The organism is Collinsella aerofaciens (assembly GCF_901212495.1).
In the GTDB taxonomy this organism is placed as follows: Bacteria; Actinomycetota; Coriobacteriia; order Coriobacteriales; family Coriobacteriaceae; genus Collinsella; species Collinsella aerofaciens_H.
This window is the reverse complement of sequence record NZ_CAAKNY010000020.1, coordinates 99,311-111,989: the sequence shown is the minus strand read 5'-3', so window position 1 is coordinate 111,989 and position 12,679 is coordinate 99,311. Positions and strand designations below refer to the sequence as shown.

Annotated in this window: 12 protein-coding genes; all 12 read right to left on the bottom strand. The window is 60.1% G+C overall.

Annotation, left to right across the window (positions count from 1 at the left end):
• Nucleotides 1-71 precede the first annotated feature (71 nt).
• Nucleotides 72-1,175: a DnaJ domain-containing protein gene (locus SFLMC1_RS02250; protein ID WP_187323820.1), complete on the bottom strand. Its 1,104-nt coding sequence runs from the start codon at nt 1,173-1,175 to the stop codon at nt 72-74.
• 58 nt (nt 1,176-1,233) lie between these two features.
• Nucleotides 1,234-2,466, bottom strand: a complete 1,233-nt coding sequence (gene hemW, locus SFLMC1_RS02245; protein ID WP_152073836.1) for a radical SAM family heme chaperone HemW — start codon at nt 2,464-2,466, stop codon at nt 1,234-1,236.
• A 2-nt stretch (nt 2,467-2,468) separates the two neighbouring features.
• Nucleotides 2,469-3,512 (bottom strand): tRNA dihydrouridine synthase DusB, encoded by a 1,044-nt coding sequence (dusB, locus tag SFLMC1_RS02240; protein WP_152073837.1) that lies wholly within the window; start codon nt 3,510-3,512, stop codon nt 2,469-2,471.
• A gap of 4 nt (nt 3,513-3,516) precedes the next feature.
• Complete coding sequence (lepA, locus tag SFLMC1_RS02235; RefSeq protein WP_152073838.1) at nt 3,517-5,328, bottom strand: translation elongation factor 4; 1,812 nt, start codon at nt 5,326-5,328, stop codon at nt 3,517-3,519.
• A 96-nt stretch (nt 5,329-5,424) separates the two neighbouring features.
• Nucleotides 5,425-5,691 (bottom strand): 30S ribosomal protein S20, encoded by a 267-nt coding sequence (rpsT, locus tag SFLMC1_RS02230; RefSeq protein ID WP_022094714.1) that lies wholly within the window; start codon nt 5,689-5,691, stop codon nt 5,425-5,427.
• A 133-nt stretch (nt 5,692-5,824) separates the two neighbouring features.
• Nucleotides 5,825-6,787 carry a DNA polymerase III subunit delta gene (gene holA, locus SFLMC1_RS02225; RefSeq protein WP_152073839.1) on the bottom strand — a complete coding sequence of 321 codons (963 nt, stop codon included), beginning with the start codon at nt 6,785-6,787 and terminating at the stop codon, nt 5,825-5,827.
• 78 nt (nt 6,788-6,865) lie between these two features.
• Nucleotides 6,866-9,064 (bottom strand): DNA internalization-related competence protein ComEC/Rec2, encoded by a 2,199-nt coding sequence (locus SFLMC1_RS02220; RefSeq protein ID WP_187323819.1) that lies wholly within the window; start codon nt 9,062-9,064, stop codon nt 6,866-6,868.
• 101 nt (nt 9,065-9,165) lie between these two features.
• Nucleotides 9,166-9,876: a helix-hairpin-helix domain-containing protein gene (locus SFLMC1_RS02215; RefSeq protein ID WP_152073841.1), complete on the bottom strand. Its 711-nt coding sequence runs from the start codon at nt 9,874-9,876 to the stop codon at nt 9,166-9,168.
• A 214-nt stretch (nt 9,877-10,090) separates the two neighbouring features.
• Entirely contained in the window at nt 10,091-11,335 is a 1,245-nt protein-coding gene (thiI, locus tag SFLMC1_RS02210; RefSeq protein ID WP_152073842.1) for a tRNA uracil 4-sulfurtransferase ThiI, read from the bottom strand.
• Nucleotides 11,336-11,617 carry a DNA-directed RNA polymerase subunit omega gene (locus SFLMC1_RS02205; protein WP_055250050.1) on the bottom strand — a complete coding sequence of 94 codons (282 nt, stop codon included), beginning with the start codon at nt 11,615-11,617 and terminating at the stop codon, nt 11,336-11,338. It lies immediately after the preceding gene.
• Nucleotides 11,618-11,622: 5 nt separating this feature from the next.
• Complete coding sequence (gene gmk, locus SFLMC1_RS02200) at nt 11,623-12,192, bottom strand: guanylate kinase (RefSeq protein ID WP_152073843.1); 570 nt, start codon at nt 12,190-12,192, stop codon at nt 11,623-11,625.
• A complete protein-coding gene (mihF, locus tag SFLMC1_RS02195) occupies nt 12,193-12,501 on the bottom strand; it encodes an integration host factor, actinobacterial type (RefSeq protein WP_006236130.1) in 309 nt (102 codons plus the stop codon).
• Between the last annotated feature and the right edge of the window lie 178 nt (nt 12,502-12,679).

Below are 12,679 nucleotides of genomic sequence, written 5' to 3'. Positions count from 1 at the left end.
TTCCAACTTTCATTATTGTCACAGTGCGTCCTATACCCAAGCTGGGCCGGGCGCAAACAGAGGGTTTGATGTTATTGAGCTCCGTACGGCGAAAGCACGGCCCGCTGTGAGCAGCTCGCGAACCAAACCGACACGAGCGCGAACATAAAACCGTTGGCAAATCCATTGGCAAACTGCATCGCACCGCGCTTCCACCACAGCAGGCTGCGATGAAGCACGCCGTCCGACAGCACCATGAACAAGCCCATGGCAAACGGAATGAAGCACATCATGGCAAAGGCGGAGAACACGCCCGAGATGGCCGACAGTACCAAAAACGGCGCGATGATGCCCATGAGGTAGAAGCCGGTGCGAGCCTTACCCTCCAGACGCTCGGCCTCAACGTGCGCACGACCGACCAAGTCACCGCCCGAAGCGCCGTTCGTGCCGGCGTGGCCCATGTTGGGGATGCGCACCTCGTCGCCATCATGCGTGCCGGCGGGAAACTCAATCGTCTGCTCGGAGGTCACACGGATACGGCCGCTGCCACCGCAATCGGGGCACGGGTCGGCAACGACCTTGCCGGAACCGCCGCACTCAGGACAAACCGTCTGGAACGTGCCCGCACCAAACAGGAAGGACAAGTCGACATCGATATGGCCGCGACCACCGCAGCTCGGACAGGTGTGGGCATGCTCTGACGAAACGGAGCCCGATCCACCACAGTGTCCGCAAGTGTCAAAGCGAGTGTAGCGAACGGTCTTGTGGGCACCGCTCTTGGCCTCCTTGGCGTCGAGCTTGATATCGACAACCACGTTGGCGCCACTCTCGGGGTTGTAGGCCGCCTGGCCGCGACGGGGCTGGCCCCAGGCGCCCCCGAAGGGGAAACCGCCGTCAAAGGGGTTACCGTAACCGGCGCTGCCGGCATAGCCGCCGCCATAGGGCGAAGCCGTCGGTGCACCGGCAAAGGGATTGCCCGACCGCATGGCGTCGTAACGCGCACGCTTCTGCTCGTCAGAGAGCACGGCGTAGGCCTCGGAAACCTCTTTAAACTTCTCCTCGGCATCCGGCTCTTTATTGACATCCGGGTGGAGCTTGCGGGCCTTTTGCTGGAAAGCCTTTTGAATATCACGCGAGGTGGCGTCCTTGGAGACACCCAAAATCTCGTAGTAATCTTTTTCGTTCATCGTCGCCATGCGCGGCAACCTCCTGCTCACAGCAGCGTATATATTTCGGTAATTCTACCCGAGTGGCCTAAGCTAGACCCCAAAACAGCTCGAACAGCACATTTCCATCGAGCCAGCCCAGGTGGGTCGGCGCCAGGCGGGCACAGGTACGGCCAGCGATGACATCGACAGAGGCGATAGGCCCCGCATGGGTATCACCGTGCTCGGGCACCCAAGTGGCAAGCCCAAGCTCAAGAGCGCGGTCACAAGCCGCTGTCAGTTCATCGGCAGGGATGACACAAGACGCGCGAACCAACAGGTCGGAATCAACACCGCGCGTCATGCGAAAAGCGAGCATCAGGTCCTCGGCCGCCGCCTCGCGCCGCGACAGATACTCGGCTTCAAACGCCGTCGCGTCATCGTTGCGCTGGACCAGACGCTCGCGGTGAAAGTTACCACGGGGGGCCACGCCGGGAAACAGTCCAGCCAAGCGATCGAAATCCTCGGCATCGAGCATACCCGAGGCAGAACGACCCAAACCCAGATAGCCCTGACCAGTCCAGTAGGCGATATTATGGGCGCATTCATGCCCATCGAGCGCATAGCTCGCCACCTCATACGGATGGTAGCCCGCCGAACTCAGCCGCTCGCGCGCAACGTCCATGCATGCGGCCTGGAAATCCTCGTCGGGCTCAAGCGACTCGTCACGGCACGCCATGCGGTAAAGCGGCGTGCCCTCCTCGAGCGTGAGCGGATAGACCGACACATGGTGCGGGGCCCCCGTAAGCACGCCATTAAGCGTGTACTGCCAGCTAGCCATAGTCTGTCCGGGAAGCCCACACATGAGGTCGCACGACACATCGAGCCCAACATCCTTCACCGTCGCGATAGCCTCAAGCGCTCGTTCGGCATCATGGATGCGGCCAATGGCAGCCAACTCGGTATTGTCGAGGGTTTGCACACCCAAAGAGATGCGCGTGACACCCGCCTCGGCAAGCGCGGTGGCGAGCCCAGCGGTCAGCGACTCAGGATTGGCTTCGCAAGTAAACTCAACGGGATTGCACCACATGGAGATACAACGGGCAAGTTTCACCAGGCGCCCCCCTGCCAGCGACGGCGTGCCGCCGCCTACGTAGACAGTGCGGATCTGTCTGAGTGCCCCAGCGTTGCCAAAGGCATCGAGCCGCGCATACAGGAGCTCAAAATAGGCATCGAGCGCAGCGTTCAGGTCGCACGGCGCCACACTGCGCGAGTCAAAGTCGCAATAGCGGCATTTTTGAGCGCAAAACGGCACATGCACATACAGCGCGGTAACGGCCACCCTTAAGACTCCAGCGGATGAGCGGGCACCGGCTCACCGGCGGCAAGCGCGGCCTCGCAGACCACCACGTCGCGCTCGATATCATCGACCAGCGCCATAAATTCCTCGTAGGTGGAGCAGCGCACCACCTGAGCGCGCCAGGCGGCGGCATGGGGCATGCCCTTTAGATACCAGCTTGCATACGTACGGGCGCGCGACATAAGCGGCAGAAGCTCGTGCGTCAACGTCAGGTGCTCGCGCAGAGCTTCCAGGCGCTCGACCGAGGAGCGAGAAGGAACCGGCGTGCCATCGAGCGCAAGGGCTCGGGCATCGCCGAACACCCACGGATTGCCGTAGATGCCGCGCGCGATAAACACCGCGCTGGCACCCGAGTCTCGCAGATGCTCGGCAGCGTCCTCGGCCGAGAACACATCGCCCGAGCCAATCACGGGAATCTCGACAGCGTCGGCGACCTCATCGACGACAGACCAATCGGCCTGGCCCGTATAGAGCTGCGTGGCGCAACGACCGTGCACGGCAACTGCAGAGGCGCCCGCCCCTTCGAGCATCTGGGCAAACGTTGCGGCGTTGCGATCCTCGGCATAAAAACCCTTGCGGATCTTCACGGTCACGGGAACATGCGCCGCGCCCACCGCTGCCTCGACGATTCTTTCGGCCAGGTCGGGCGTGCGCATAAGCGCCGAGCCCTCGCCCTTGGTAACGACCTTGCGAGCCGGACAGGCCATGTTGATATCAATCAATGACAGGCGGTCACCCACGCGTTCCTCGACAGCAGCGACGGCGCTCGCAAACTGATCGGGCTTGGAACCAAAGAGCTGCACGCAAATCTGCTGCTCCTCGTCGGCCGGCAACACCAGGCGCCACGTCTTGTTGCTGGCGTAGGCAAGACCTGCAACGCTCACCATCTCGCTGTAGGCAAGGTTGGCACCGCGGCGTCGGCACATGATGCGATAGGCGGGGTCGGTTACGCCCGCCATGGGAGCCATAAGGAACGGCTGCTCGGCATAGGCGCCCAGCAGTCGCTTGCTGTATTCAGAAAGCGCCATAGGCCTACTCGTCCACCTTGAGAATCGCCATAAAGGCCTCCTGCGGAACCTCGACCGAGCCGATGGCCTTCATGCGCTTCTTGCCCTCTTTTTGCTTCTCGAGCAGCTTGCGCTTTCGCGAGATATCGCCGCCGTAGCACTTGGCCAGCACGTCCTTGCGGCGCGCCTTAACGGTGGAGCGGGCGATGATCTTGTTGCCGATAGCGCCTTGGATAGGCACCTCGAACAGCTGTCGCGGGATGATCTCCTTGAGCTTGTCGCACAGGCCGCGGGCAAGACCGTAGGCCTTATCCTTGTGCACGATAAACGACAGCGCGTCCACCTCGTCGCCCGAAAGCAGAATGTCAAGCTTGACGAGCTCGGAGGGGCGATACTCGTTGAACTCGTAGTCGAGCGATGCGTACCCCTTGGTGCGGCTCTTGAGCTGATCGAAGAAGTCCAAGATGAGCTCGGCGAGCGGCATATCAAAGCGCATCTCGACCGATTTGCTCGTCAGGTGGATCATGTCGGTCGTGACGCCGCGGTGCTCGATGGCGAGCTGCATGACGGCACCCGTATACTCGGGAGGGCAGATGATCTTTGCCTTGAGGTAGGGCTCTTCGATACGCTCGATGCGCGTGGCCTCGGGTAGATCCTGCGGGCTGCGGACATCGATCATCTCGCCGTCAGTCTTGTACACGTGGTAGTCGACCGAGGGGCTCGTGGCGATCAGGTCCAGATTGAACTCGCGCTCCAGGCGCTCCTTGACGACCTCCATGTGCAGCAGGCCCAGGAAGCCCACGCGGAAGCCAAAGCCCAGCGCCACCGAGGTCTCGGGCTCCCACACCAACGACGGATCGTTGACGTGCAGCTTATCGAGCGCGTCGCGCAGGTTCTCGTAGTCCTTGTTGTCGATGGGGAACAGGCCCGTGTAGACCATGGGCTTGGCCTCGCGGTAGCCCGGCAGCGGCTCGGGGCAGGGGTTCGAAGCCCACGTAAGGGTATCGCCCACGCGCACAGCCTCGGGGTCCTTCAGACCCGTGACCACATAGCCGACCTCGCCGACCGTCAGAGCATCGACCGGCGTCTCGGCAGGGCGCTTGACGCCCACGCCGTCGACCAAGAAGTCGCCCTTGGCCTGCATCATGCGCAGGGTATCGCCCTTTTTGATGGAACCGTCAAAGACACGCACCGTGGCGACGACGCCGCGGTACTCATCGAAGTACGAATCCAGAATAAGTGCCTTGAGAGAGGCATTTGCATCGCCCTTGGGAGGCGAGATTAAAAAGACGATGGACTCCAGCAGATCGTGAATGCCCTCGCCGGTCTTGCCCGACACGCACACGGCATCGTCGGCGGGAATGGCCAGATCGTCTTCGATCTCGGTCTTAACCTCGTCGGGGTGCGCCGAGGGAAGGTCGATCTTGTTGATGGCCGGAACAATGTCCAAGTTGGCGTTCATGGCGAGTGTCGCGTTGGAAACGGTCTGCGCCTCGACGCCCTGAGTGGCGTCCACGACGAGTACCGCGCCCTCGCAAGCTGCCAGCGAACGCGAGACCTCGTAGGTGAAGTCCACGTGGCCCGGCGTATCAATCAGGTTGAACTGATACGTCTCGCCATCGTCGGCGTCATAGGACACGCGAACGGCATTGGACTTGATCGTGATGCCGCGCTCGCGCTCGATATCCATCGTGTCGAGCAGCTGCGACTCCATGTCGCGCTCATCGACGGTATGGGTGAGCTCGAGGATACGGTCACTGATCGTGGACTTGCCATGGTCGATATGCGCAACGATCGAGAAGTTGCGGATGTGGGAAATGTCAATTGAAGTATTCATGCGGACTATCTTACCCGAGCGATACAAAAAATGGAGCCTGTTCCATAAAACAGGCTCCATTTATGCGCGTAATCTGTGTGGTGTGAAATTTACAACTTAAGCGTTGATGCTATTCACGAGCTTGGCAAGACCGGACTTGCGGTTGGAAGCCTGGTTCTTGTGGATAACATGCTTGGCGGCAGCCATGTCGAGACGCTTGGTGACGGTCTTGAGGGCAGCCTGGGCCTTCTCGGCGTCGCCCTCGGCGACGGCGGACTGGACGTGCTTGGTCAGCGTCTTGAGCTCGGACTTGACAGCCTTGTTACGCATGCGAGCTGCCTCATTGGTGCGGATACGCTTCTTCTGAGACTTGATGTTTGCCACTTCTGGAGTTCCTTTCGAGTTCCTTGCAAAAAATGTATGACACCTCTGAGACACGGTGAGGTCATGCAAGCGCCTACTATAGCACGCTCCCCCTCAAAGGGATAGAACGAATTTGTCAAATAGGCAGGTATCATCACGATTTTCTCAAGATGTTCGTAATCCAGAGCAAAAGCGCGGTCTGAGAATCGGCCGAACCCTTGAGCGCGAGTTCCACATCGACAGCGCCCTCGAGCGCGGCAACGAGCTCGGTCATCGAAAAACGACGTGCCCAGGTAAGGTGATTCTTGACCTGCCAGGCCTGAAGCTTGAGCGTCGCGGCGAGCTCACGCCCCTGCCCACGAGAGTCGAGCGCCTTGGCGACGATAAGCTCACGGATGCGACCGCATAGCAGCGTGTAGGTCCACACGTAGCTCTTGGAGGGCAGAAGCTTAAAGAGCTCGAGCGAACGGCGCATATCGCGAGCCGAGACGGCGTTGAGGAAGTCCCAGGGCTGAACCTCGGCCGTACGCACAATCCAACGCTCCACGTCGGCGAGCTCAATCTGGGGCGCCTCGACCATCTGGGCGAGCTTTGCCAGGTCGTTATCGAGCATGCGCGTGTTTTCTCCCGAACGCGAGACGAGTTCCTCGGCAGCAGCCGTCAAGATGGACTTACCGTGCCGCGTCGCCATCTGCTGAACGCGACGCGGCAGTTCCCATCGCTTGGTACCCGAGCAATCGACAATAGCCTTCTTGTCGATCTTGGCGATTGCCTTATACAGACGCGTATTCTTGGCAAGTGAGTCGGCGATAAAGAGGCAGACCGTTGTGGGGCTGGGACTTGCGAGATACTCGACGAGCGGTTCCGAGACCGCCTTGGCAAGCTTGGAGCAGCCGTCGAGGATCACCAGGCGAAACTCGCTACCCATGGGAAAGGTGTTGAGTGAGCCGATAATCGATTCGATATCGGGATCTTTCGTCATATCGCGCTCGTCGAGGTTGAACTCGACCATGCCCGACTTTTCCAGACGTGCCTTCATGCGCGAGACGGCGTGGTCGCGCTTGACCCCATCGGTACCGACGATCAGATATGCCGGCAGCAGACCGGTTTCTGACATTGCGCTCCCCTCTCGCAGGCTCTCGAATTCATACCGTGCCATTCTATCCCACGGGTTGGTCCCGCGCCAACGACAGCATCATGGTCGCTGGCATCGCATGGCAAAACCGGTTACGGTCGGCGAGACGGTAATGTCTCCTTGTTCAATGGTGCATACGAACGCGCCACCCACATCGCGAACCGCATCGATGCAGGCATCGGATGGATGGCCGTAGCGGTTGCCCTCACCCGCACTCGCGATAGAGAGCTCGGGCTTAAGCGTCTCCAGCAGGTCTGTGTCGACGGAAGCTTTTGAGCCGTGATGCCCCAGCTTGAGCACATCGATATCACCCACCTCCTGTACAAACTCGCGCTCCTGATCGAGCTCGGCATCACCAGTGAGGAGCACGCGCAGGCTCTTGCCTTCCTGAGCATAGGAGAGCAACAAAACAAGAGAGTCCTCATTGCCCTCGCCATCCACCGTGTCAAACGGCCACATCACACGTGTCCGAAATGCGCCGATGTCGAACGTATCCCCACGGCGACCCTGCCGATACTTCACGCCAGGTCGGTTCAATACCTCGTCAGGAGCATCCTCGAGCGCATCCGCCGCCACGGCAATCGTTCCGACTGAAAACTGTTCGAGCACGGCAGGCAGACCACCCCAGTGATCCTCATCCCAATGCGTCACAAAGACGGCATCGATATGGTGCACGTTATTGCGAACCAACGCTGCCACCACGCGCTCGTCGAGCCCGCAGTCGACGAGCGCCACTGCGCCGCCCTGGCGAATAAGAATCGCATCGGCCTGGCCCACATCGAGAACCGTCACCGAAGGCGGCGCGAATCGATCCCAGTAGATGTAGGGAATCGAAGCCAAGAGCACCAGGCATGCAAGCCCCACCGCCATAGGACGTGCACGGGGACGCGGCCACCAGACCAGGAGAACCGCCAGCAAACACGGCACCAGGTAAATCCACACGCTATCGGGCGGCACGCTCACAGATGCACCCGGCACGGCGGCAAACAGCTGCTCAAAGAACAGTGCGCAACGGGCGGCAATCATGGGTACGACGAGTGTCCAAGCCTGCAACGGCGCCACGAGCGAAAAGGGAACCAGCACGATCGACACAGCAAGCAGTAGACTCACCACCGGACCGATGACCGCATTCGCCAACGGAGCAATGAGCGAGAACGTACCAAAGGCAGGAATGGTAATGGGCAGCGTCGCCAGTTGCGAGCACAGCGTGACGGAAAGCATGCCGGCAATACCCGTCGGCACACCCAGCTCACCCAAAGCGTAGGTCGCATAGGGACAAAAGCACAGGATGGCAAAGACGCTGACGCACGAGAGTTGAAAACCCATATCGAACAGCACCATTGGGCGGAGTAGCACAAAGATGGACATGGTTACGAAGAGTGCCGATGCGCCATGCCGGCGACGCCCTGCGCCGTTTACGACAAACGTCGCGAACACCATGCAGCACGCGCGCACGGCCGAGGGAGACGCGCCCGTAAAGACAGCGTAGCCCACAAGCGTTATCGCCAATATCGCCCGCTGAAGACCACGTGAACACCGAGTCTTTTGCAATACAACCTCGATTACAAACGCCACGATAGCCAAATGGCTGCCCGAGACGGCGATAAGATGTGCCGTTCCCGTTACCGAAAACCAGTCGCCCGCCGGCTGGGAGCGCAGCTCAGCCGAACGACCGCAGACAACACCGGCTATGAGCGCACGCGCCGGGTCGGTCGCAGGCGCGATGAACGCAAGCAGCCCATTTCGTAGTCGAAGCAGCGGCCCCGGAGAGCCCTCGTCGACCGATACCAACCGGACGACTTTAACCTTTCGAAGCTCACCTCGAAGCACGCGTGAGCGCCCATACGCATCGTTCTCAAAACGCGAAATTCGACCGATAGTACGTACATGCGAACCGGCGCCAAGCTCGCGATCACACGACAGCCGCACCTGACCCAAACGCTTTTCGCCCGCATACGCATCGCAGGTATAGGAGTACGCATCGTCATTGATGGACGGATCGCCGTGCACAACGAACTCGAGACTGCTCGCAGCCCGATTATCCAATGCCTTCGAAGCACGCAGCGCCCCGATCGCCCAACCCGCGGACACGACCGCCCCCGCCGCGAGGCCGAAAGCCGCGGCATACAGCCAGCGCCGCCACCGCACAAGGCGCATGCAGGACCGAGCCAACACGATGCAAGCTGCAGCCGCAACGGGAATGACCATAAGCAACGTGACGGGCGCTGCCGGCTTTCCCAGCAGCAAATCAGCCGCCATGTTAAGCACCAAGCCACAGCCCACACACAAGCCGGCACAAAGCGCCATCGTCCATGGCATGAGGGGCCGCGGGGGCATCACATGCTCGCGCCCAATCGCACTCATACGCAAATGCAATCTTTGATTTTGGCGAGTTTCTTCTCACCGATCCCCGATACGCGCATCAGGTCATCGACTGAGGCAAAAGCCCCGTTTTGCGTCCGCTCGTCGATAATCGACTGTGCCATCGAAGGCCCAATGCCCGAGAGCGTCTGCAGTTCCGCCGCGCTCGCTGTATTGATATTGATGAGCCCCGACGAAGACCCCGCGCCAGATGTCGTGGCGGCACCGCTTTCAGCCCCGCCGACCGCCGCAGGCGCGTATTGCTCCCCCACCGTCGGAACATAGATCTTTTGGCCATCGGTAACCTTGGACGCCCGATTAAGCCCTGTCACATCCGCCTCGGCCGTAAGCCCTCCGGCGGCATCGATCGCTTGGGAAACCCGTGCTCCATCTTTGAGCCGATACACGCCAGGCCTCACAACGGCGCCATCCACATCGACGTACACCTCGGTCGCAGAGGAGCTCTTGGCCGAAGACTCATCGGCATCATCAGGAGAGGCATCCCCGGCGGGGCGCACATCCGAGGCGCTCGCCTTATCACTACGTTCAAACGATACGCCGCTGGAGCGGCTATTAAAACTTGCCATCGCTAAGCCGCTCGCGGCGGCAATGACAACCAGAATCGCCACGACCACCGCTTTATGCCCGAGCAACTTGCCCGCCCAGCGGTCCATCCGTTTCACCCGTTCGTGTTGCTCGCGCTGCGCCATAGCAAACACCTCCCAACACCATCGTGTCAGGAAACGGACGCCGCAGCTTCCGCACGTCCACACCAGTTTTCGCGGTCAAACCAAATACTGACCAAAACCTTGCGGGAACAAGTCCATTTATTCAAGCACACGTCAGCGAATGAACATCTTGGCATCATTTGCCCAGATAGCAAAAGACCGACGATACAGGCGCATCGTCGGTCTATGCAGGCAATTACTCGTGATCTTGGTAAATCTCACGCGGAGCAAGCTCCGAATGTTTGCGTTTTAAGGTCTTAGGGGCCTGATACGTGTTGCTGGAGAAGTCGATGTACTCGGTCTGCTTAAGCAGGCGCTCGATCATCTCCTCGTGGTCGAACAGCCCCCAGGCCTCGTGCACGGCATCGAGTTTGGCGTGCGTCTCGGGGCGACGCGGCATAAACAGCGTGCAGCAGTCGGGCGCAGCCTCGGTGGAAATATCGAACGTGCCAATCTCCTGAGCGCGCGCAATGATCTCCTGCTTGTCGGACCCGATGAGCGGACGGAATACGGGAATCTTCACGGCCTCGTTGACGGCCATGATGTTCTCGAGCGTCTGGGAGGCAACCTGACCGAGCGACTCGCCGGTCACGATGGCCTTGGCGCCCTCGATATGCGCAATGCGCTCGGCAACCGAATACATGATGCGGCGATACATGATCACGCGCAGGTTGCTGGGGCAGGTGACGGAAATCTCACGCTGGCAATCGCCAAACGGCACCACGTACAGGCGTCCGATCTGGACACCCGGCTCAAGCGCACGGATAATGTCCTGTACCAAATACTCGCTCGTATCGGGCGTCTGCGGACGACCGGAGAAATGTACCGGCACGCACACCGCGCCGCGACGCGCGAGCATCCAGGTCGCCACCGGAGAATCGATGCCCGACGACAGAAGCGTCACGACCTTGCCGGCAGATCCCACCGGCAGACCGCCCACGCCGCGCTCGGAGCGCGCGTACACGTAAACGCTGCCCTGGACCACCAGTACGTGCACCATCGCATCGGGGTCGTGCATTTGAACCTTTTTATCGGGGAAGGCCTCGCACAGCACCTCGCCGACCTGACGATTGATATCAATCGAGGTGAGCTCATAGTCGGTATTGGAGCGCTTGGCATGCACCTTAAACGAGTCGAAGGGACCAAACTCGCGCAGCGCCTTGACGGCGGCGGCGCAGTACTCCTGCGGGTCGCGGTTGGTTTGGTACGCCAGGGACACACGGGCAACGCCGGGGACGGTGCGGATGACACGCGCCGCCTCGTCGGCCTGATGCTCGTTAAAGGTCACGAGGATATAACCGGAAATTCGAGACACGGCGTTCACGGAAAAGGCGGCCAAAGCCGCCTTAATGTTATCCATGAGGATATGCTCAAAATGTGCGCGGTTCTTGCCCTTCAGTCCAACCTCGTGATAGTGGACCAGGCAAACGCGAGCTGCCATTTAGGCTTCAGCAACCTTGTGGCCGAGCGCCTTCTCGTAACGGGCCTCGTCATAGGAGATGTCGCCGTCGACGATCTCGTCCATAGCCATCGAGATGGTATCGGCGCCGGAAAGCGCAATGGTGATGTCGTCGACATCCTGGACGGCAAGCACGCGGTTATGCTGGCCGCGCAGCATGCTGTTAATGTCGCAGGCGCGCTTGGAAGCAAGCGAAGCGAGCAGGAAGCGGTTGTGATCGGTCTTCTCCAGAAGATCGTCAATGCAAGGCTTTACAACGGACACGGACCTCAGATCCTTTCATGCATATCGAGAACGCGAACGAGCTCGTCGGTCGCGCGGTCGAGATCGTCATTCACCACGACGTCGTCGTAGCGGTCGGCAAGGGCAAGCTCATGGGCGGCGTTTGCCATACGCAGCTCGATCGTCTCGGGCGTCTCGGTACCGCGACCGACCAGACGCTCGCGGAGCACCTCGAGCGAGGGTGGCTTGATAAAGATCAGCACGGCCTCGGGGAAACGTTCCTTGACCTGCAGGGCACCCTGGACATCGATCTCCAAGATGAGAGACGAACCAGAGGAGAGCTTGGACTGAACCTCGCTCACCAACGTGCCGTAGCAGTTACCGTGGACCTCGGCCCACTCGACAAACTCACCGTTTGCCACGCGGCGGTCGAACTCCTCACGCGTCAGGAAAAAATAATTGACGCCATCGACCTCGCCTTTGCGTGGGGCTCGCGTGGTAGCCGAAACCGTCAGGCCCAAGTTAGAGCGACGCTCGCGCACACGAGTGACGAGCGTGCCCTTGCCCGCGCCTGACGGTCCAGAAATCACAAAGAGCTTTGAATCCTGAGCGCTCACTTATTTGGTCAGCTGCTCGAGGAGCTGCTCGCGCTGACGGACGCCAAGGCCCTGGACGCGACGGGTAGCGGAGATACCGAGCTCCTCCATGATCTTGGCGGCCTTGGCCTTGCCATAACCGGGGAGAGACTCGATGAGGGTGGAAACCTTCATGCGGGAAGCGATGGGGTCATCGGAGTTGAGCACGGACTCGAGGGACTTCTCGCCCTTCTTGATCTGCTCACGGAGCTCTGCGCGAGCGTGACGCGCGGCGGCAGCCTTCTCAAGAGCCTGCTTGCGCTGCTCATCGGTAAGCTGAGGGAGTGCCATTCGTACCTCCAAGTAGTTGGGTTATATCTGATTCAATATTTGGCATTTTAGCACGTAAAACGTATAAAATGCCCAATCGCGGCTCCATAGGTTAGACGATACCCGCAAAAAGTGCAATATATCGCGCTAAAAGATGAGCCCCCGACCTACGATTCCACACAAAGGATGGGAAAGTTTA